Origin of the sequence: Pseudaeromonas paramecii, assembly GCF_039540575.1 — a bacterium.
In the GTDB taxonomy this organism is placed as follows: Bacteria; Pseudomonadota; Gammaproteobacteria; order Enterobacterales; family Aeromonadaceae; genus Pseudaeromonas; species Pseudaeromonas paramecii.
Window position 1 is genome coordinate 293,074 of record NZ_BAABFC010000009.1, and the last position, 18,907, is coordinate 311,980.

17 protein-coding genes are annotated in these 18,907 nt (G+C 65.4%); 5 read left to right on the forward strand and 12 right to left on the reverse strand.

Annotated elements, in window-relative coordinates; all coding sequences use genetic code 11:
* Positions 1-22: 22 nt before the first annotated feature.
* Complete coding sequence (locus ABD847_RS06835; RefSeq protein WP_345011313.1) at positions 23-919, forward strand: LysR family transcriptional regulator; 897 nt, start codon at positions 23-25, stop codon at positions 917-919.
* A 59-nt stretch (positions 920-978) separates the two neighbouring features.
* Here the strand turns inward: ABD847_RS06835 and tyrS are convergent, their stop codons facing one another.
* A complete protein-coding gene (tyrS, locus tag ABD847_RS06840) occupies positions 979-2,178 on the reverse strand; it encodes a tyrosine--tRNA ligase (protein WP_345011315.1) in 1,200 nt (399 codons plus the stop codon).
* 131 nt (positions 2,179-2,309) lie between these two features.
* Here tyrS and ABD847_RS06845 point away from each other — a divergent pair, with 131 nt between their 5' ends.
* Together ABD847_RS06845 and ABD847_RS06850 are read left to right on the forward strand one after the other, a co-directional pair.
* Positions 2,310-3,620 carry a peptidoglycan DD-metalloendopeptidase family protein gene (locus ABD847_RS06845; RefSeq protein ID WP_345011317.1) on the forward strand — a complete coding sequence of 437 codons (1,311 nt, stop codon included), beginning with the start codon at positions 2,310-2,312 and terminating at the stop codon, positions 3,618-3,620.
* A 3-nt stretch (positions 3,621-3,623) separates the two neighbouring features.
* A complete protein-coding gene (locus ABD847_RS06850) occupies positions 3,624-4,727 on the forward strand; it encodes an anhydro-N-acetylmuramic acid kinase (protein WP_345011319.1) in 1,104 nt (367 codons plus the stop codon).
* Between the two features lie 61 nt (positions 4,728-4,788).
* Here the strand turns inward: ABD847_RS06850 and ABD847_RS06855 are convergent, their stop codons facing one another.
* The 9 genes from ABD847_RS06855 to ABD847_RS06895 all read right to left on the reverse strand — a co-directional run bounded on the left by ABD847_RS06855 (position 4,789) and on the right by ABD847_RS06895 (position 14,214).
* Positions 4,789-5,424: a DUF2057 family protein gene (locus ABD847_RS06855; RefSeq protein WP_345011321.1), complete on the reverse strand. Its 636-nt coding sequence runs from the start codon at positions 5,422-5,424 to the stop codon at positions 4,789-4,791.
* A 205-nt stretch (positions 5,425-5,629) separates the two neighbouring features.
* A complete protein-coding gene (locus tag ABD847_RS06860) occupies positions 5,630-7,624 on the reverse strand; it encodes a TonB-dependent receptor domain-containing protein (RefSeq protein ID WP_345011323.1) in 1,995 nt (664 codons plus the stop codon).
* Between the two features lie 98 nt (positions 7,625-7,722).
* On the reverse strand, positions 7,723-8,502 hold the full coding sequence (locus ABD847_RS06865; RefSeq protein WP_345011325.1) for a 2,3-dihydro-2,3-dihydroxybenzoate dehydrogenase: 780 nt from the start codon (positions 8,500-8,502) through the stop codon (positions 7,723-7,725).
* Positions 8,499-9,290, reverse strand: a complete 792-nt coding sequence (locus ABD847_RS06870) for an ABC transporter ATP-binding protein (protein WP_345011326.1) — start codon at positions 9,288-9,290, stop codon at positions 8,499-8,501. Before ABD847_RS06870 ends, ABD847_RS06865 begins: the two co-directional genes overlap by 4 nt.
* A 3-nt stretch (positions 9,291-9,293) precedes the next feature.
* On the reverse strand, positions 9,294-10,337 hold the full coding sequence (locus ABD847_RS06875) for a FecCD family ABC transporter permease (protein WP_345011328.1): 1,044 nt from the start codon (positions 10,335-10,337) through the stop codon (positions 9,294-9,296).
* A 27-nt stretch (positions 10,338-10,364) separates the two neighbouring features.
* Positions 10,365-11,396, reverse strand: coding sequence for a FecCD family ABC transporter permease (locus ABD847_RS06880; protein ID WP_345011330.1), 1,032 nt, complete (start codon positions 11,394-11,396; stop codon positions 10,365-10,367).
* A complete protein-coding gene (locus ABD847_RS06885; protein ID WP_345011332.1) occupies positions 11,393-12,355 on the reverse strand; it encodes an iron-siderophore ABC transporter substrate-binding protein in 963 nt (320 codons plus the stop codon). The genes ABD847_RS06880 and ABD847_RS06885 overlap by 4 nt, the downstream gene beginning before the upstream one ends.
* A gap of 18 nt (positions 12,356-12,373) precedes the next feature.
* Entirely contained in the window at positions 12,374-13,198 is an 825-nt protein-coding gene (locus tag ABD847_RS06890) for a siderophore-interacting protein (RefSeq protein ID WP_345011334.1), read from the reverse strand.
* Positions 13,199-13,257: 59 nt separating this feature from the next.
* A complete protein-coding gene (locus ABD847_RS06895) occupies positions 13,258-14,214 on the reverse strand; it encodes a hypothetical protein (RefSeq protein ID WP_345011336.1) in 957 nt (318 codons plus the stop codon).
* A 73-nt stretch (positions 14,215-14,287) separates the two neighbouring features.
* On the opposite strand from ABD847_RS06895, the gene ABD847_RS06900 reads away from it, so the two are divergent.
* Entirely contained in the window at positions 14,288-15,508 is a 1,221-nt protein-coding gene (locus ABD847_RS06900) for an MFS transporter (protein ID WP_345011338.1), read from the forward strand.
* Positions 15,509-15,605: 97 nt separating this feature from the next.
* Here ABD847_RS06900 and erpA read toward each other — a convergent pair whose 3' ends face one another.
* Positions 15,606-15,956 carry an iron-sulfur cluster insertion protein ErpA gene (gene erpA, locus ABD847_RS06905; protein WP_345011340.1) on the reverse strand — a complete coding sequence of 117 codons (351 nt, stop codon included), beginning with the start codon at positions 15,954-15,956 and terminating at the stop codon, positions 15,606-15,608.
* Positions 15,957-16,010: 54 nt separating this feature from the next.
* The gene (gene clcA / locus ABD847_RS06910; protein ID WP_345011473.1) at positions 16,011-17,420 is read right to left on the reverse strand and encodes a H(+)/Cl(-) exchange transporter ClcA; all 1,410 of its coding nucleotides are present in this window, start codon (positions 17,418-17,420) and stop codon (positions 16,011-16,013) included.
* Between the two features lie 159 nt (positions 17,421-17,579).
* Here clcA and hemL point away from each other — a divergent pair, with 159 nt between their 5' ends.
* The gene (gene hemL, locus ABD847_RS06915; RefSeq protein WP_345011342.1) at positions 17,580-18,899 is read left to right on the forward strand and encodes a glutamate-1-semialdehyde 2,1-aminomutase; all 1,320 of its coding nucleotides are present in this window, start codon (positions 17,580-17,582) and stop codon (positions 18,897-18,899) included.
* Positions 18,900-18,907 lie beyond the last annotated feature (8 nt).

The following is an 18,907-nucleotide window of genomic DNA, read 5'->3' on the forward strand; positions in this document are numbered from 1 at the left end:
AACCGGTAAATTCGATAACGCCATGCACATTACCCTGCGACAACTGCAAGTCTTCCTGGCGGTGGCCCGTACCCAATCCACCACCCAGGGCGCCAAGGAGCTGGCCCTCTCCCAATCGGCGGTCAGTTCCGCCCTGCAGGAACTGGAGACACAACTGGACGCCAAACTGTTCGAGCGAGCAGGTAAACGTTTGATCTTGAATGAAAACTCCCGGATGCTCTATCCCTATGCCCTGGCCCTGCTGGAACAGGGCAAAGAGATAGAGCGGCTGTTTTTGGGCGGTCGCTGCACCCTGAACCTGGGGGCCAGCAGCACCATAGGCAACTACCTGCTGCCGGCCCTGCTCACCCGCTACCAGCAGCACAACCCCAAGGTGCAGCTGACCCTGCAGGTGGCCAACACCCGCGACATCATACAGGCGTTAAGCAACTTCGATGTGGACATCGGCTTCATCGAAGGCCCCTGTCAGCAGGCGGATCTGGAAGCCTGCCCCTGGCTGCAGGACGAGCTGGTACTGTTTGCCCGGGCCGGTCATCCCCTGGCCGGCAAGCGCCTCTCACTCAGCCAACTGGCGGAGGCCCAGTGGATACTGCGGGAGAGCGGCTCCGGCACCCGGGAGGTAATCGAGCATCAGCTGCTGCCGCAACTGGGTCAGCTGGATGTGATGCTGGAGCTGGGGGACTCCGAGGCCATCAAGCAGGCGGTGCGCCACAGCGACGGCATCAGCTGTCTCTCCCGGCGGGTGGTGGAGGAGGCCATAGCTGCCGGCCTGCTCACCGAGCTGCACACCGCCCTGCCCCCGTTGCAGCGTACCCTGTATCTGGTGCGCCACAAGCAGAAGCACACCTCCACCGGCCTGGAGCGCTTCCTGCAGGCCTGCCAGGAGGAATTAGGCAGCGAGCCGCCCTTTCCCGGCTGAAGCCGCCGATAAAAAAACCCGCCAATCGGCGGGTTCTTCTTTATATAAGGGCAACAAGCTTAGGCCAGGGTGATGCGGGCAAACTTGCGCTTGCCCACCTGCCAGACGGCGGTGCCGGCGGTCACCTGCAGCTTGCCGTCGGTCACCACCGCACCATCACACTTGACGGCGTTCTGCTTGATCATGCGCAGGGCCTCGGAGGTGGTCTCCACCAGGCCAGCCTCTTTCAACAGGTTGGCCACGGCCATACCGTCGGCACCGGCGGCAATGGTCAGCTCCGGCATCTCGTCGGGGATGGCGTTCTTGGAGAAGCGCTGGGTGAAGTCCTCGTGGGCCGCCTCGGCCGCCGCCTGGTCGTGATAGCGGGCGATGATCTCCTTGGCCAGCCAGATCTTCACATCCCGCGGGTTGAGGCTCTGATCTGCAACCCCGGCCTTGAAGCCGTTGATCTCCGCCAGCGGGCGGAAGGAGAGCAGCTCGTAGTAGCTCCACATCAGATCATCACTGATGGACATGATCTTGCCGAACATCTCGCTGGGGGCATCGTGCACGCCTATGTAGTTGCCGGCAGACTTGGACATCTTCTTGACGCCGTCGAGGCCGACGAGCAGCGGCATCATCAGCACACACTGGGTGGCCATGCCGGCGTCTTTTTGCAGCTCGCGGCCCATCAGCAGGTTGAACTTCTGATCGGTACCACCCAGCTCCACATCCGCCTTCAGGGCCACCGAGTCGTAGCCCTGCAGCAGGGGGTAGAGGAACTCGTGGATGGCGATGGACTGGCCGCCGGCGTAGCGCTTCTTGAAGTCGTCCCGCTCCAGCATGCGGGCCACCGTCTGCTTGGCCGCCAGCTTGATCATGCCGGTGGCGCCCAGCTCCTTGAGCCAGCTGGAGTTGTATTCGATGCGGGTCTTGGCCGGATCCAGGATCTTGAATGCCTGCTCGGCGTAGGTCTTGGCGTTTTCCTGGATCGCCGCTTCGGACAGGGGCGGCCGGGTGGCGTTCTTGCCGGAAGGATCCCCCACCAGGGCGGTGAAGTCACCGATCAGCAGGATGACCTCGTGGCCAAGATCCTGGAAGGTGCGCAGCTTGTTGAGGATGACGGTGTGGCCCAGGTGGATATCCGGTGCGGTGGGATCCATGCCCAGCTTGATGCGCAGGGGACGCCCCTCTTTGAGCTTGGCAATCAGCTCCTCTTCCACCAGTATCTCTTCGGCGCCGCGCTTGATCTCCGCCAGCGCGGTTTCCAGCTGGGACATGATTTCTACTCCGTCAAATTGATAAAAAAACCCGCTCATCTTACGGCAATGGCACGCCCCTTGGAAAGACTGTAAACTGGGCGCCGTCTTCTTGCCTTCACCTCTTTTTACAACGAGACCGCCCTTTTCCCATGGCATTCTGGCACTCCCTTACCCTGCTGCCCCTCTGGCACCGTCGTCTCATATTGCTGCTGGGCAGTCTGATCCTGCTGTTGTTGCTCTGGCCGCTGGAGAAGGTGGAAGCCACCCGGGCCACCACAGCCCTGCCCCAGACCAACCCAGCCGCATCGGGCCATCGCCTCGGCGAGGTGGAGCCCGATGAACCGGACGAGGCCCCCCCCGGCCTGCAGGGCGAGACCTTAAAGGTACGCAATGGCGACAACCTGGCGGAGCTGTTCCAGCGCGCCGGCTTCGATCCCGCCACCTTGCACCAGGTGCTGGACTCCGGCGAAGAGGTGGAGAGCCTGATCCGCCTGAAGCCCGGCGAGGAGATCACCTTCTATCAGAACGACGAGGGCGCCCTGCAGGCCCTCTCCTACCCCATGGGACTGGATGAGATCCTCTGGGTCGAACAGGCCCGCGACGGCTTTGCCTGCCGGGTGGAGAAGATCAAGTTGGAGCGCCGCCAGCAGATCGCCCAGGGCACCATCGACAGCAGCTTCTGGGAGGCGGGCCAGACCGCCGGCCTCAACAACAGCCTGATCCTGGGGCTGGCCAACATCTTTGCCTGGGACATCGACTTTGCCCAGGATCTGCAACCCGGTGACAGCTTCAGCCTGATCTACGAGGAGCTGTACCGGGATGACGAGAAGCTCAGCACAGGTAAAATCCTGGCGGCCGAATTTATCAACCAGGGGCAGCGCTACCTGGCGGTGCGCCACCGGGATGGCCACTACTACAGCCCTCAGGGCAAGGCCATGCGCAAGGGCTTCCTGCGGGCGCCGGTGAACTTCCGCTACATCACCTCCAACTTCAATCCCAGACGCAAGCACCCGGTGACGGGCCTTGTCCGCCCCCATAACGGCATCGACTACGGCGCCCCGGTGGGCACCCCCATCATGGCGGCCGGCGATGGGGTGGTGAGCGCCAGCAGCTACAATGGCCTCAACGGCAATTTCGTCTTCATCCGCCACAGTGGCCGCTACACCACCAAGTACCTGCACCTGAGCCAGCGGGAGGTCAAGGTGGGTCAGCGCGTCAAACAGGGGCAGACCATAGGCCGCCTGGGAGGCACGGGACGGGTCACAGGCCCGCACCTGCACTACGAATTTTTGGTGGACGGGGTGCACAAGAACCCCAAAACCGTCGCGCTGCCGGAAGCCACCCCGCTCTCCGGCCAGCCTCTGAACGACTTCAAGCTGCGGGCTCATAGCCTGCTGGCCCGCCTGGCCCTGGTGGAACCCGGGCGCCTGGCCCAGGTCCGCCCCGCGGAGGACAGATAAACCATGGATCTCTACATAGGCCTGATGTCCGGCACCAGCATGGATGGCATAGACGCCGCCCTGGTGCAGTTCGACGGTGACACCCCTACCCTGCTGGCCACCCATGGCCAGCGCTGGCCGGTGCCAGTGGTGAACCGGTTGCATGAACTCTGCACCCCCGGCGCTAACGAGATAGACCGGCTCGGCCGCATGGATCAGTTGGTGGCCATTCACTTTGCCCAGGCGGTGAAGGCCCTGCTGGCCAAGGGGCCCTATCGCCCCGAACAGGTGCGGGCCATCGGTTCCCACGGTCAGACCATACGCCACCGTCCCGAACAGGGTTTCACCCTGCAGATCGGCCACGGCGCCCGCCTGGCGGTGGAAACCGGCATCGACGTCATCTGCGATTTTCGCATGAAGGATGTGGCCCTGGGCGGCCAGGGGGCGCCTCTGGTGCCCGCCTTCCATCAGGCGGTATTCGGCGCGCCGGGCAAGCTGCGCTTCATCCTCAACATCGGCGGCATCGCCAACATCTCTGTGTTGCCGGGCCGGGACGATCAGGTGCTGGGCTTCGACACCGGGCCGGGCAACACCTTGATGGATCTGTGGTACCGCAAGCACAAGGGCGGCAGTTATGACCCCCAGGGCGGCTGGGCCGCCAGCGGCTTTGTCAGTGAGGACTTACTGGGGCGCCTGATGAAGCACCCCTTCCTGGCCCAGTCTGCCCCCAAGAGCACGGGCCGGGAGACCTTCACCCTGGCCTGGCTGGAGCTGTTTTTGGCGGAGCGCCCGCCCCTGCGGCCCGAGGACGTGCAGCGCACCCTGCTGGAGTTCACCGCCCGCACCATAGTGGATGCCCTGCTGCCCCAGGCCGAAGGCCAGGCGGCCGAGCTGTTTATCTGTGGTGGCGGCATCCACAACCGCGCCCTGATGCTGCGGCTGTACGAGATGCTGCCCGGCTGGCAGCTGGACAGCACCGAAGCCCTGGGGCTACATCCGGACTGGGTGGAGGCCATCGCCTTCGCCTGGCTGGCCAAGTGCTTCATCAACCGGCAGACCGGCAACCTGCCGGCGGTCACCGGCGCCAAACGCCCGGCCATCCTGGGCTGTCTCTATCCGGTCGACTAACCGGCAGCCGCCCCAATAAAAAAGGCGCCGTGTGGCGCCTTTTTCATGGCCGAATCAACCATCAAAGCTGACCGATGGCCCAGCTGACGAAGCGCTTGCGCAGCGCCGGATCCGCCTGCAGGAACAGCCGTTGCAGCTCGGCCTCGCTGACGGCCCCCGCCGGACTGGATACCGTCGCGGAGACACTGGGCGTCGCCGTGGCCGCCACGGCCGTGGTGGTTGCCACCGGACTTGCGGACAGGTGGGCGCCCGCCAGGGCCAGCTGCTCTTCCAGCAGGGCCTGGTAATCGGTACCCAGCACGAAGCCCTTGAGCGGCACCGGCTGCTGATCCAGCAGTTGCCCCGCTTCACCGGTCAGCGTGACCCGGGGCGCCTTGGCAAACGCCGCCATGGCCGGCCCATCGGCCAACGCGGGTTCCATGATCTGCAACTGGCCATCGCCCAGGATCTGCACCCGCACCCGCAGAGGTTGCGAGCGGAAGGTCTCATCAAAATCGCTGCTGCTGCGCGCCGGTATTACCCCCTCGTAGCGTACCAACAACTGATACTCGCCGGGGGCCAGCGCCACCCCATGACTGGCAAAACTCTGGCGCGGCATCAGGGCCAGCAACTGCCAGGAGTCGGGCAGACGCAACTGCGCCGCCTGACTAGAGAGGGTCATACCGCTTAACAACAAGGCCCACAGTAACCGCATCATGGTTTCTCCTTCATACCACCGGGGTTTGCAAACCTGCCGAGGTTACGCCGACAAGATGACACTTTTATCTCAGTGCCGTTGGAGGCGGCAAAATTGGCAAAAAAAAGCCGGGGCTAGGCCCCGGCAAACGGTTTTGCGTGGATGGAACTTTGCTAGATGGATCTTTGCTAAATGGAACCTGGGCTCGATAGAACCTGGGTCCCCCTTAAAACTGGGTGTTGAAACTGGCGTAGTAGCGCCGCCCTTCCAGATTGAAATCGGTGGAAGCAGTGGCCTCTATGGTCTTGTCGGTCAGGTTCAGCACACCGAAGCCCAGCTTGGTGCTGGGGGTGACCTGATAGTTGGCACCCAGGTCGAAGGTGGTGTAACCGCCGTTCTTCACCATGTTCTTGCCCGTGGTGGGCACAGAGGTGTACTGGGAACCTGTGTAACTGACCCCGACGAAGCTCTTGAGGGTGTCGCTGGTGGCCCAGTTCACGGTGGCATTGGCTTCGTGTTCCGGCCGGTAAACGAGCGGCAGATCGTAGTCGTAGCTCTTGTTGGTGGCATCCAGGTAGGTGTAGCTGGCGTTCATGTCCCAACGCGCACTAAAGCGGTAGCGACCGGTCAGCTCCACCCCCTTGGTCTCGACACTGGAGACGTTCTGATATTCAAAGATGGGCCGGCCATCGGGCAGGAAGCCGACGAAGTTGTCGTAAGACGGTGCCAGGCTCACGTCCTTGGTGCGGCTGGTGATATCAATCATGTCTTTGATATCGTTGTAGAACAGGGTAATGCCGCCCCCCCAGTTGCTGTAATCCGCCAGCAGGCCCAGCTCATAGCTGTTGGAGGTTTCCGGTTTGAGATCGGGATTGCCGATGATCCAGCAGCCGGCGGTGGCACTGCCGCAGGAGGCGGAGCCCCAGTTCGGGCTATTCTGCAACAGGGTCGGCGCCTTGAAGGCCTGACCCCAACCGCCCTTCATGACCCAATGATCATCCACCAGCCAGTTGAGGTAGGCCCGCGGGCTCAGGTGGCTGCCGAAGTTCTCGTGCTTATCCAGCCGGGTTCCCAGGGTGAGGATAAGGTCGTCCCGCAGGCCGATGCCATCCTCGGCAAACAGGGCGAACTGGGTGACGGACTCGCTGCCCACATTGCCGTAATTGTCTGAACCCGGCAGACCGACAAAGCTGCTGTCGTCATCCAGTGACTGGTAACGCCACTCACCGCCTAGGGTCAGCAGTTGGTTGGCGACATCCAAGGGCAGATCGACGCTGCCGTTGAACAGCAGATTCTGTGCCTTGTTGGGGTTGATCTTGCCGCTGACGTTACCCACCTTGTTCTTGGTCTGATCCGCCTGCACGCTGAACTTGCTGTCACCGAAGCCCCACTGACCATCGTGACGGATCTCGCCGGCCACCCGCTCCAGCTGCTGGAAGTCGTGATAGCGGTCGCTGTAATCCAGGGTGGTGGTAACGCGCTGGTTGGGGGCCGCCTGCCAGCTCAGCTTGCTGCCCACCGACTTGTCGCGCATGGCATCCAGGCCATCCACGCCGGAGGCATTGATGTCATCATCATCGGCCTCGCGCTCGGCCAGGCTGCCGTAAAGGGCCAGGCCGACGGTATCACTGACCTTGCCGGCGGTGTAGAAGCTGCCCTGCCCGGCATCCCCTGACTTGCGGTTTTCCGAGAAGGTGGTGTTGCCCTGCAGGCTGGTGTGCCATTCATCCGGCACCGCCTTGGTGATGATGTTGATCACCCCGCCCATGGCATCGGAGCCGTACAGTGAAGACATGGGGCCCCGCACCACTTCAATCCGCTCGATGGCTTCGAGCGGGATCCAGCCGGTATCGAAGTCGTTGCCGCGGAACACGCCCGTGGTGGAGTCGATGCGGCGGCCATCCACCATCATCAGCACATAGGCGCTGTCCAGGCCCCGCATGACGAGGGTGTCGCGGTTGCCGCTGCGCTTGACGGACAGGCCCGCCTCTTTCTTCAGCACCTCGGTCAAATCACGCACCGGCTCCTTGGCCAGCTGTTCGCTGGTGATGACGGAGACGGTGGCCGGCGCCGTGGCCAGGGTTTGCTCGGTATTGGAGGCAGTCACCACCACGGAGGCCAGTTCGGAAGCAGTGTCGTCGTCGGCCAGGGCGGGCGCCCCGTAGATCAGGCCCAGCAGCACGGCGGCCACCGGGGTCATTGAGGGTTGTTGGATCCGCATGGTTAAAATCCTTTTATTGTTAATGATATTGGTTATCATTATTGATTTTAACCAGAAGCGGCGCTCGAAACAATCCATTTGCGAGTGATTATCACTTACTATTGATCCAGAGTCGCGCCCCCATCCACCCGTAGATCATGCAAGGTGATCTGTGCCGCCTGCTCAGACAGCAAGAACAGCACAGCATCCGCGACCTGTGCAGGCTGGCACAGACGACCCAAGGGGATGCCGAGGCGATAATCCGCCAGGGAGCCCTCAATCACGCGGGCCGGACCTGACTCATCCTGCCAGAGCTGACGCTGCATCCGGGTATCCGTAGACCCCGGCGACACCAGATTGCAACGCACCCCCTGGCCCGCCAACTCCAGCCCCAGGGTGCGCATCCAGGAGAGCGTGGCCGCCTTGCTGGCGCCATATGCCGCCATCTGCACCCTGGGTGTCCGCCCGGCGTTCGACCCCACCGTCACTATGGCGCCGCCGCCGCGGGCCGCCATCCTGCCACCCACCGCCTGGGAGTGGAAAAATGGCCCATGGGTGTTCACGGCAAAGCTGTGTAGCCACTGCTCCGGGGTCAGCGACAAGGCCGGCGCCATAGCCAGCACCCCGGCCACGTTCACCAAGTAATCGATGGGGCCCCAACAGGCCTCCAATTCCGCCACCCGAGGAGCCAACTCCGGCCACTGCGCCATATCGACCTCGGCCACCTGCAAGCCTGCCCCGGCATGCCGTTCGCTGAGTCCATCCAAGGCGCTTTTATCCCGATCCCAGACCATGACCTGTCGCCCTTCGGCCAGCAGCGCCGTCACCACGGCCTCCCCTATGCCTTGCGCGCCACCCGTCACCAGCACCCGTTCGCCACGCCATTGCCAGCGGTTCATACCCGGATCTCCGACCGTTGCCCCAGCACAGGCACCACCACGGGTGAGCCATCCCCCGGCGCAGTCAAGATCTGGGCCTGCACGTCATACAGGGCCGCCACCCGCTCGGGGGTCAGCACCGCCGCCGGCTTACCCGCCGCCACCAGTTGACCGTCCCGCATGGCCACCAGCACATCGGCATAGCGGGCGGCCGCCATCAAGTCGTGCAGCACCATGATGATGGCCCGCCCCTGACGGCTGAGGCGGTGCACCAGCTCCATCACCTCCAGCTGATGCCCCAGATCCAGCATGCTCACCGGTTCATCCAGCAGCAGCAGATCCGCCTGCTGGGCCAGGGCCAGGGCCAGCCAGGCCCGCTGCCGCTGTCCACCGGAGATGGCCTCCAGCCGCCGATCCGCCAGCTCAGAGAGATCCGTGTCGGCCAGGGCCTGCTCCACCGCCGCCTCGTCCACCGCCGACCACTGGCGAAACAAGCCCTGGTGAGGATGACGGCCATAGGCCACCAGATCCCGCACCCTGAGTCCATCGGGCGCCAGCGGGCTCTGTGGCAGGTAGGCGATGCGCCGGGCCAGGGCCCGGGGGCTGAAATCGGTCAGGGGGGTGCCATCGAGCCGGATCTCGCCTTGCTGGGGCGGTAACTGGCCCGCCAGGGACTTGAGCAGGGTGGACTTGCCGCAGCCATTGGGACCTATGAGGATCATCAACTGGCCGGCGGACAGACTCAGGGATAGGCGTTTTACGATGAGCCTGTCATAGCCCAGTTGCAGTTCAGACACCTCAAGTTGCATGACTTACTCCTTGTCGGGGGGCGCCTGCCAGAGCAGCCACAGCAAGAAGGGCCCCCCCAGCAGGGTACAGATAACACCAACCGGCAGCTCACCCTGGGGCAGTATCACCCGCCCCAGGGTATCGGCCAGCATGACGGTGGCACCGCCCAGCAGGGCGCTGCGCACCAGGGGCAGTCGGGTGCCCGGCGCCAGGCGCTGCAGGATCACCGGTGCCATCAGAGCCACGAAGGCGATGGGCCCCGCCAGGGCGGTGGCCAGGCCTGCCGAGGCCGCCGCCAGCAGCAGGGCCAGCCAGCGCAACGGCAGCAGGCGCACCCCCAGGCTGCGAGCCAGGGCCGGCTCAAACCGCAGCAGGGTCAGGGGCTGCCCCAGCCAGCGCGCCAGGGGCAATAAGACAGCCAGCCCCAGGGACACCTGCTGTACCGCCGACCAATCCCGGCCCAGCAGGCTGCCCAGGCTCCAGGTGTAGACGCTGGCCGCCTGATGCAGGGGCAGCTGGGTTATCACCATCTCGCCGGCGGCCCGCAGGGCGATCCCCAGCCCCAGCCCCATCAGCACCAGGCGATGCCCCTGCAAGCCCCGACCACACAGCAGCAACAGCAACAGCAGGGTCACACTGGCCCCCAACCCGGCCAGCAGAGCCCCCCCCAACAAGGGGGAATTGCCCAGCCAGAGCCCCGCCAGCACCGCCAGCAGGGCGCCGTGATTGATACCCAGCAGATCCGGGGTGGCCAGCGGATTGCGGGCCACCGCCTGCAGCAATGAGCCCGCCAGGGCCAGCACGGCGCCAACCCCCAACCCGGTCAAGAGCCGCGGCAGGCGGATGTCCCACACCAGCAGACGCAACCAGGGCGGCGCCTCGCCACGCCACAGGCTCAGCAGATCCGCCGGCGCCAGCCAGGTATCCCCGGCCATCAGGCACAATCCCAGCAGCAGCAACAACAGGCTGCCTCCCGCCAGTGCCCACAACATGGCGCCCAGGGGCAGACGCAGACTCATGCCCCCCTGTCGCCAGACAAGTCCGGCGGTGCGACTCTGATACCACATGGAAAATCCTTAATGTCTGAGGCCGAGCTACCAGTGCAGCCGGGCGCGCCACACCAGGGCGATGAGCACAGGGGCCCCCTGCAGGGCCAGCAGTAGGCTCACCGGCAGATCGTAGGGCCGCAGCACCAGGCGGGCGGCGATGTCCGCCGCCAGCAGCAGCAGGCCACCAAACCAGGCACTCAGGGCCAAACGGGGTAACAGGCGCGGCCCCAGCAGGGCATTGGCGCACAGGGCCCCCAGCAAACCGATGAGCAGCAAGGGGCCGGCCACCGCCACGGCACTGCCGGCCAGCCAAGCCACCAGGGCGCTGACCAGCAGCCGGATAACGCCAGGTCGATAGCCCAGGGCGCGGGCACTCTCCTGGCCCAGCTGCAGGGCGCAGAGCGGTCGGGCCAGGGCCCAGGCCAGCAGGCCACCGATGAGGGCAAAGCCGGCCAGCCAGATCACCATGGGACAGCGGATCCCCACCAGCGACCCTAGTACCCAGAAGCGGTACTGGTCATAGGCATTCTGATCGAACAGCAAGAGCACAGAGGTGATGCCCTGGAAGGTGGCGGAGAGGGCCGCGCCGGCCAGGATGAGGCGCAGGGGCGAGGCCCGGGGGCCAGCCCGGCGCAAGAGCAGCAGTATGCAAGCGTTGCCCAGCAGGGCACCGGCCATGGCCCAGGGGAAATAATCCAACGGCAGCACTATCTGGCCGCAGAACAGCCCCAGCACCACCCCCAGGGCCGCTCCGCCGTTGATGCCCAACAGGCCGGTTTCCGCCAATGGATTGCGGGTGGCGGTCTGCAGCAGGGTGGCCGCCAGCCCCAGCAGGGCGCCGATAAACCAGGCTCCCAGGGTGCGGGGCCAGCGCAACTGGCTCATCACCAGCTGCAGATCCTCCGGCACAGGTCGGCCCAGCAATCCGTCCAGCGCCTGTGCCATAGTCCACTCCCCCGCACCACACAGCAGCGACAGCAACATCAGGCTGGCAGGGGCCAGCACGAGAGCGCCGGTCAGCAGCCAGGGCCTCCCGGCAAACGACGCCGTACTCGGCCAGCACAACGCCTGACTCATGGCGCCGCGCCATCCAGGGCCGCCGCCAGATCCTGCTGTACGCCGAGGGCCGCCAACGGGCCACCGTTACTGGTCCACATGGAGCCGTCCATCAGCACCAGATGACCTGCCTGCACCGCCTTAAGGCGGGCAAACAGCGGCTGGCTCGCCAGCTGATCCAGGGTCTGGGCCTGCTGCCCCTTGGGATCCAGTACCCCCATGAACAGCCAGTCGCCATCCAGGCTGGAGAGGGCCTCCAGGCTCAGGGGCGGCGAATGCTTGACCCCCGGCACCTGCTGGGCAACAGGTCGGCTGAGACCGGCATCCCGCGCCACCAGGCTGGCGAAGCTGTCGGCCTGCATGAAACCGGGCCCCTTGGGATCCCAGCGCACTATGCTGATCTGCCGATCAGCGCGATCTGCCCAGCGGGCCTGCAAGGCGCCAGCCCGGGCCTGATACTCTGCCAGGAAGGCCTGGGCTGTCTCCTCCCGGCCCAGCCAACCGGCCAGGCGGCTGAACACCGTCTTCCAGGGCTCTTCAGGCTTGGCAATGAACAGGGTCGGTGCCACCTGGGATAGCTGCGCCAGGACCCGCGGATCCAGCACGCTGCTGGTGAGGATCAGATCCGGGCGTACCTGAATGAGCTTATCCAGCGAGGGCTGGCTGAACAGGCCCACCAGGGGCAGGCTGCTCACCGGCTGGCCATCGGGCAACCGCTGGCTCTGCAGGTAGTGGGCCACACCCAGCTGGCCGCGACCGGCGGTGGTGGCCACCGGCTGGATCCCCAACGCCAGCAGACAATCCAGATCCAGCTCCCCCAGGGCCACGATGCGCTGGGGCTGGGCCGGCAGGCTGACGCTGCGCCCCAGGGCATCGGTGACCTGGATCAACTCGGCGGCATGCAGGCGGCTCTGGCAGGCATGGGCCAGCAGCACACCGAGCATCAGCGTCAGAACACTGACCTTTCGCCACTTATTCATAGACATTCTCCACCTGGTTCATACCGCATCCTCCGCCTGGGCGACATCCATCAGCCGATGCCGCTCGGCATGAAAGCCCTCTTCGCTGTAGGAGAGCTGCCAGAAGGGGATGGTATAGCTGTGGGGGCGGGTGATGAGCCCCAGCCCCTTGAGCTGACGCCTGGCCTGCTGCAAGGCACCGGCCTCCCCGGCCAGAGTGACGCACACCGGCTCAGTGGGCACCTCGGCCTGGGCCAGGGCCTGGCTCCAGCCCGACTGCGCCGGGCTGGTATCCGTCAGCCAGTGCAACCGTATGCCAGGCGGCACCACCAGCGGCTGTCGATCCGCCTCACTGGGCACGCTGATCCAGGCCTCCCCGCGGGCGCTCTGCGGCAGCCGAGCCAGCAGGGCCGAGAGCATGGGCAGGGCACTGAGATCGCCCCCCAGCAGCTGATAACGCTCAGGGGCCAGCCAGGGCAGGGCCGGCCCGGGAATGCCAAAACCCAGGCGAGCCCCAAGGGGAGCATGGGCCGCCCAGTTGGCCGCCGGCCCCGGTGCCGTGTGGCGCACAAAATCGATGGCCAGGCGCTGGCCGTCGAAGGCGGCAATGGTATAGGTGCGGACCCAGGGCTTGGCGGCGGGATCTGCCCAGCGCATGCCCTTGCCATCCCACTGCGGCAGTTGCGGCTCATCCTCCCCAGGTTGGGGGAACATCAGCTTGACATGGGCACCGGCGCAATCGGCCGGCAGCAGGGCCAGAGCCTCCCCCCGCAACCAGAGGCGGATGAAATGCGGGCCGAGGACCACGCGCTCGGCCAGCCAGAGGTGATGGCAGCGTGGGCCACCGGATGGAACTTGAGTCATTAAGGCCTCCTGAGACACGCCTGGGTGCCGTTGCACTTACACCTTAATGATAACGATTATCAGTTATCTTGTATACCCAGACGTTGCAGCTGTTGCTGCAATGCCTGCCCGGCGTCGGTAGGCAACGCCCGGGCCCGCCGCCAGATCTCCCGGCACCAGGTGCCATCCGCCAACCAGTCGGTCGGCAGCTGCTGGCGGCGGGGCAAGTCGCCCAGATCCAGATAGCCGTCGGTCAATTCCCCCAGCCGCTGGTCGCTGGGCAGGCGCGGGTGCAGCAGGCCGAAGATCTGCTGTGCCAATGAGGTGCCCGCCAGATGACAGAGGCGAGGCCCCTGCCCTTGTGCCTGGCTTTCGGTCAGGGCGTGATTGAGCGCCGGATCCGCGGTGAAGTGCGGCCAGATAAAGTAGATCTGCTCCCCCAGCTGGCGCGCCAATCGCGCCCCTAGTGGATCCAAGATATGTTGGGCCAATTGAGGACTTGTTTCGCCACGCCTACGCAGGTGGAAGGCGCCGAACAGCAGCAGCGCCCGCCGCCCCGGCGCCAGCACCTGCCGCTGCACGCAGTGGTAGTAGTCGTCTTCACGCCGAGCCAGGGCCCGCTGCCAGGCTTGCGCCAGATCGGGGGCCTGCCAGTCAAAGGGCGCCTCGGCCAGACAGACCCGGATCCGCCGCCGGGCAGGCCGGGCCTGATTGAGCTGACGCAGACAGGCCAACAGTCGCAGGTAGGCCGGGTGGCTCCAGGTCAGGCCGAAGAGGGCATCCTGCAGCACGGCCCGCAGGGCGGCCTCGCTCACCGCCTCGCCGGCCAGGTAGGCATCCAGCACGGCCTGATGGCGGCCATTGCCAAACTCCACCACCAGGGTATCCAGCAGGTCGGCATGTCCGGGCGTTGCCAGCCAGTCGCACAGCCAGTCGTAGGGTTGGCCGGTCCAGTGCACCTCACCCAGGGCGACGATCTGGTGCTGGGCCAATCGAGCAGCCAGCGCCTCACCGGCCGGTTGCCAAGGCAGCATCATGTGGCTCTCATGAATTTGATATTAATTCTCATTGGCGATAGAGTGCCAAGCATTCGCGTCTAAGGCAATCATCATGATCCCATCCAGCTCCACGGCCCGGCAGGATGCCTGGCTACTGTGGCCCCTGGCCGCCATTCACTTCTATCACCTGCTGGATCTGCTGATGCTGCAGCCCCTGGCCCCGCAACTGATGAGCCAGCTGGCCCTCTCCAGTGGCCAGTTTGCCAGTCTGGTGACAGCCTATGCCCTGTGCGCGGCCTTGGGAGGCCTGATTGCAGCTCTGTTTATCGACCGGGTGGAGCGCAAGCGACTGCTGCTCTGCCTGTTTGCCCTATTCAGCCTGATGACGCTGCTGTGCGGTCTGGCCAGCGATTATGGCGTCTTGCTGCTGGCCCGGGGAGTCAGCGGCCTGGCCGGCGGCATGCTCAGCGCCATGGTGCAGACCCTGATCGGCGATCTGATCCCGCCGGAGCGGCGCGGTCGCGCCACCGGCCTCATGATGTCCATGTTCTCCCTGGCCAGCATACTGGGGGTGCCCCTGGCCCTCTGGCTCAGCGAGCTGGGCGGTTGGCGGCTGCCCTTTGTCCTGCTCGCCACCCTGGCATTGCCCTGTGCCCTGGTAGCGGCCTGGCGCCTGCCCCGCCGTCCCCCCATGCCACAAGCCGAGCTGCGCCACCCTCTGGCCATGTGGGGACGCATACTGGCACCCCGGCGCCACCGTGCCGCCTTGCTGTTTGTCTGCTGTGGCGTCTTCTCCGGCGCCTGCGTCATGCCGTTTCTGGCCATCTATCTGACCCAAGCGTTGCAGGTCTCCAGCGGCCTGCTCTCCTGGGTCTATCTGCTGGGTGGCGCCGCCACCCTGCTGGCCAGCCGCTGGGTCGGCGGCTGGAGCGACCGGGTGGGCAAGCCCCAGGCCTTCTTGCGCCTCGCCGGCCTCTCCCTGCTGCCCATCACGCTCATCACCCAGTTGCCCCCCCTGCCCTGGTACGGCCTGCTGCTGGCCACCACCTTGTTCTTCCTGCTGGTGCCCTGCCGCTCTGTGCCGGCGGTGGCCCTGGTGACCAGCTCGGTGGATCCGGCGCTGCGGGGCGGCTTTCTGGCCATGAACGCCAGCTGCCAGCAACTGGCCACCGCCGCCGGGGCCGCGGTGGCGGGACAACTGGTTCAGGTGAGCGAACAGGGGGTCAGCGGCTATGGCTATGCCGGTCTGCTGGGCGGGTTGGCCACCCTGGCGGCCATGGTCCTGTGTCTGCGGATCCCGCCCCTGCCCAGGACAGAGCCCCGCACGGCCTGAGGCCGGCGCGCCAACAAAAAGGGCCTGCAACAGCAGGCGCACAAACAAAAAGGGCCTGCAGCAGCAGGCCCTTGGGCAAGGCAATAGCGGGGGCGGCTTAGATGGAGAAGGAGGAGCCGCAGCCGCAGGTGGTGGTGGCGTTGGGGTTGGTCACCAGGAAGCGGGAACCCTCCAGCCCCTCGGTGTAGTCGACGGTGCCGCCCACCAAGTACTGCAGGCTCATGCCGTCCACCACCATGATGACGCCATCGCGCTCCACCACGGTATCGCCGTCATTGACCTTCTCGTCGAAGGTGAAGCCGTACTGGAAGCCGGAGCAACCACCGCCGGTGATGTACACCCGCAGCTTGAGTTCCGGATTCTCCTCTTCGGTGATCAGGCTCTTGATCTTGGCCGCGGCGGCCGCGGTCATCTCGATGGGGAACTGCATCTCAACACTGTCGCTCATGATCAACCTCACATAATGCAATGGGGCGGATTATCCAATACCCGAGTTGGGAGTTCAAGTATTCACCGCTGCCCCGGGCTGACCGGCCTCGGCGGCGGTTTTTTGCCGGGCCAACCGCAGGGTCCGCTCCAGGATCTGACTGTAGATGGGCCGGCCACCCAGCATCTGCGCCACCAGGGTCGCACACAGGGTGGTGATCATCATGGGCAGGATCAGGCCGTAGTTGTTGGTCATCTCGGTGACCAGCACTATGCCCGTCACCGGCGCCCTAACCGAGGCGGCAAACAGCGCCCCCATGCCGGCGATGGCGAAGGTGCCGGTCTCGATGGGCAGACCGGGGAACAGCTGACTGAACAGCTGGCCCAGCATGGCGCCGCACAGGGTGCCCAGCGCCAGGGAGGGGGCAAACACACCGCCGGGAATGCCGGAGCAGAAGCACAACAGGGTGCCGGCCAAGCGCCACAACAGCAGCAACAAGAGCGCCTCGTAGGGCAAGGGGCTGGTGATCCACACGGGGATCTCGTGCATGCCACTGCCGCTGAAGCCCTGGCCATACAGGGAGAGCACGCCGAAGCCGCCGGCCACCATCATCAGCAGGGCCACCACCCGGCTGCGCTGGTTGCGGTGCAGCGCCAGGTAGGTGTCCTGCACCCGGTTCACCGCCCGATTGAAGCCATAGCCGATGACCCCCATCAGGCAGCCCAACAGCACATACAGGCCACCGGTGGACAGATGGGGCGTGGCAAAGTGCGGCAGATGGAACACCGGCTGGGTGCCCAGCAGCAGCTGACGGGTGACGGTCGCCAGTATCACAGCCGTGCTCACCGCCTTCACCGACAAGAAGGAGTAGCGAAACTGGGGCCGCATCTCCTCCAGCACGAACAGGATGCCCGCCAGCGGCGCGTTGAAGGCCGCCGACAGCCCCGCCGCCGACCCCGCCGCCAGCAGGGCGTGGCCGGCATCCTTGGGCAGCTTGAACAGGTCCGCCACCATGCGGCCCACGTTGCCGCCGATCTGCACCGAGGGACCTTCCCGGCCCAGTATCATGCCGGAGCTCAAGGAGAGGGAGCCGCCGAAGAACTTCACCGGGATCACCCGCCACCAGCGTACCGGCCGCAGATCATCCAGCGCCCCTTCGATCTCGGGAATGCCGGAGCCGCCGGCCTCCGGAGCAAACCTGTGGGTCAGGTACATGGCGATGCCGCCGAACAGGGCGCTGATGGCGAAGGCCAGCAGCCAGAGAGTCCAGCCCTCAAACTGATCGAGAAAGTCGAAGCGCCGCTCGATGAGGTAGTCCGCCACAAACTCGAACGCCGCACAGATGGCCCCCGCTAGGCTGCCGGTCAGGGCGGCCAGCGCCAGTATCTTGGGCGAAGTATGGTCCCGCTTGACGAAACGGCGGATCACATTGCGCAGGCGGCGTCTGCGCCGTTTGGTGTGCTGGCGCTGGCGGGCGGGGCTCATGGCGGGCATAAGTAACACTACTCCTGGGGCGTGTCGGGGGGCGGTTTGTCGCTAACCGGCTTTTTGCTATAGTCCGGGCCTATTATCGGGCAAAGCCCGCCTGGGTTGAACCCTGCACCTCAGGTCATTATCCATCTGTTTTAGCCAGAGGAATCCCTAATGAGTCTCTCCCAACCGCCCCTTCGCTCCCAACAGCTCATCAAGCAGGCCCGTCAGCACATTCCCGGCGGCGTCAACTCCCCGGTCCGGGCTTTCAACGGCGTGGGCGGTACCCCCCGCTTCATCCAGCGGGCCGACGGTGCCTATCTGTATGATGTGGACGGTCAGGCCTATGTGGATTACATCGGCTCCTGGGGTCCCATGCTGCTGGGCCATAACCACCCGGCCATCAAGGCAGCTGTGCTGGCGGCGGTGGAACAGGGCCTGAGCTACGGTGCCCCCACCGAGGTGGAGGTGCGCATGGCCGAGACCCTCGCCCGCCTGGTGCCCTCCATGGAGATGAGCCGCATGGTCAACTCCGGCACAGAGGCCACCATGAGCGCCATCCGCCTGGCCCGCGGCTACACGGGCCGGGACAAGTTCATCAAGTTCGAGGGCTGCTACCACGGCCACGCCGACGCCCTGCTGGTCAAAGCCGGCTCCGGCGCCCTGACCCTGGGGCAACCCAACTCCCCCGGCGTGCCGGCGGACTTCGCCAAGCACACCCTCACCTGCACCTATAACGATCTGGCCTCGGTGGCCGCGGCCTTTGCCGAATTCCCCGATGAGATCGCCTGCATCATAGTGGAGCCGGTGGCAGGCAACATGAACTGCATCCCGCCGGAGCCGGGCTTCCTGGAGGGGCTGCGCGCCTTGTGCGACCAGCACGGCGCCCTGCTGATCCTGGACGAGGTGATGACCGGTTTTCGGGTCGCCCTGGGCGGCGCCCAGGCCCACTACGGCATCAAGCCCGATCTCACCACGCTAGGCAAGATCATCGGTGGCGGCATGCCGGTGGGCGCCTTCGGCGGCCGGCGCGACATCATGGAGCAGCTGGCCCCCATCGGCCCCGTCTACCAGGCCGGCACCCTGTCCGGTAACCCGGTGGCCATGGCGGCCGGGCTGGCCATGCTGGAGGCCATTCAGGCCCCCGGCCTCTACGAGGCACTGAACGCCAAGACCGCCCAGGTGGCTCAAGGCCTGAAGACGGCCGCCGACAAGCACGGCATCCCCCTGACCATCACCCAGGTGGGCGGCATGTTCGGCTTCTTCTTCAGCCGCGAGGCCCACATCAGCCGCTTCGAGCAGGTGACCGCCTGCGATCTGGCCGCCTTCAAGCGCTTCTACCACCTGATGCTGGAGGCCGGCATCTACCTGGCTCCCAGCGCCTTTGAAGCCGGCTTCCTCTCCCTGGCCCACGGCGAGGCGGAGATAGCCCAGACCCTGGCCGCCGCCGACGCCGCCTTCGCCCAATTGAAGGCCGACGGCTTCGGTGCCTGAACCTAAGG

What these genes read in the sequence shown, in the direction of transcription:
- erpA (WP_345011340.1), bottom strand. Translation starts at nt 15,956, where the DNA reads ATGAGCGACAGTGTTGAGATGCAGTTCCCCATCGAGATGACCGCGGCC.
- ABD847_RS06870 (WP_345011326.1), bottom strand. Translation starts at nt 9,290, where the DNA reads ATGCAACTTGAGGTGTCTGAACTGCAACTGGGCTATGACAGGCTCATC.
- ABD847_RS06875 (WP_345011328.1), bottom strand. Translation starts at nt 10,337, where the DNA reads ATGTGGTATCAGAGTCGCACCGCCGGACTTGTCTGGCGACAGGGGGGC.
- ABD847_RS06865 (WP_345011325.1), bottom strand. Translation starts at nt 8,502, where the DNA reads ATGAACCGCTGGCAATGGCGTGGCGAACGGGTGCTGGTGACGGGTGGC.
- ABD847_RS06900 (WP_345011338.1), top strand. Translation starts at nt 14,288, where the DNA reads ATGATCCCATCCAGCTCCACGGCCCGGCAGGATGCCTGGCTACTGTGG.
- hemL (WP_345011342.1), top strand. Translation starts at nt 17,580, where the DNA reads ATGAGTCTCTCCCAACCGCCCCTTCGCTCCCAACAGCTCATCAAGCAG.
- ABD847_RS06895 (WP_345011336.1), bottom strand. Translation starts at nt 14,214, where the DNA reads ATGATGCTGCCTTGGCAACCGGCCGGTGAGGCGCTGGCTGCTCGATTG.
- ABD847_RS06850 (WP_345011319.1), top strand. Translation starts at nt 3,624, where the DNA reads ATGGATCTCTACATAGGCCTGATGTCCGGCACCAGCATGGATGGCATA.
- ABD847_RS06860 (WP_345011323.1), bottom strand. Translation starts at nt 7,624, where the DNA reads ATGCGGATCCAACAACCCTCAATGACCCCGGTGGCCGCCGTGCTGCTG.
- tyrS (WP_345011315.1), bottom strand. Translation starts at nt 2,178, where the DNA reads ATGTCCCAGCTGGAAACCGCGCTGGCGGAGATCAAGCGCGGCGCCGAA.
- clcA (WP_345011473.1), bottom strand. Translation starts at nt 17,420, where the DNA reads ATGAGCCCCGCCCGCCAGCGCCAGCACACCAAACGGCGCAGACGCCGC.
- ABD847_RS06890 (WP_345011334.1), bottom strand. Translation starts at nt 13,198, where the DNA reads ATGACTCAAGTTCCATCCGGTGGCCCACGCTGCCATCACCTCTGGCTG.
- ABD847_RS06855 (WP_345011321.1), bottom strand. Translation starts at nt 5,424, where the DNA reads ATGATGCGGTTACTGTGGGCCTTGTTGTTAAGCGGTATGACCCTCTCT.
- ABD847_RS06885 (WP_345011332.1), bottom strand. Translation starts at nt 12,355, where the DNA reads ATGAATAAGTGGCGAAAGGTCAGTGTTCTGACGCTGATGCTCGGTGTG.
- ABD847_RS06835 (WP_345011313.1), top strand. Translation starts at nt 23, where the DNA reads ATGCACATTACCCTGCGACAACTGCAAGTCTTCCTGGCGGTGGCCCGT.
- ABD847_RS06845 (WP_345011317.1), top strand. Translation starts at nt 2,310, where the DNA reads ATGGCATTCTGGCACTCCCTTACCCTGCTGCCCCTCTGGCACCGTCGT.
- ABD847_RS06880 (WP_345011330.1), bottom strand. Translation starts at nt 11,396, where the DNA reads ATGAGTCAGGCGTTGTGCTGGCCGAGTACGGCGTCGTTTGCCGGGAGG.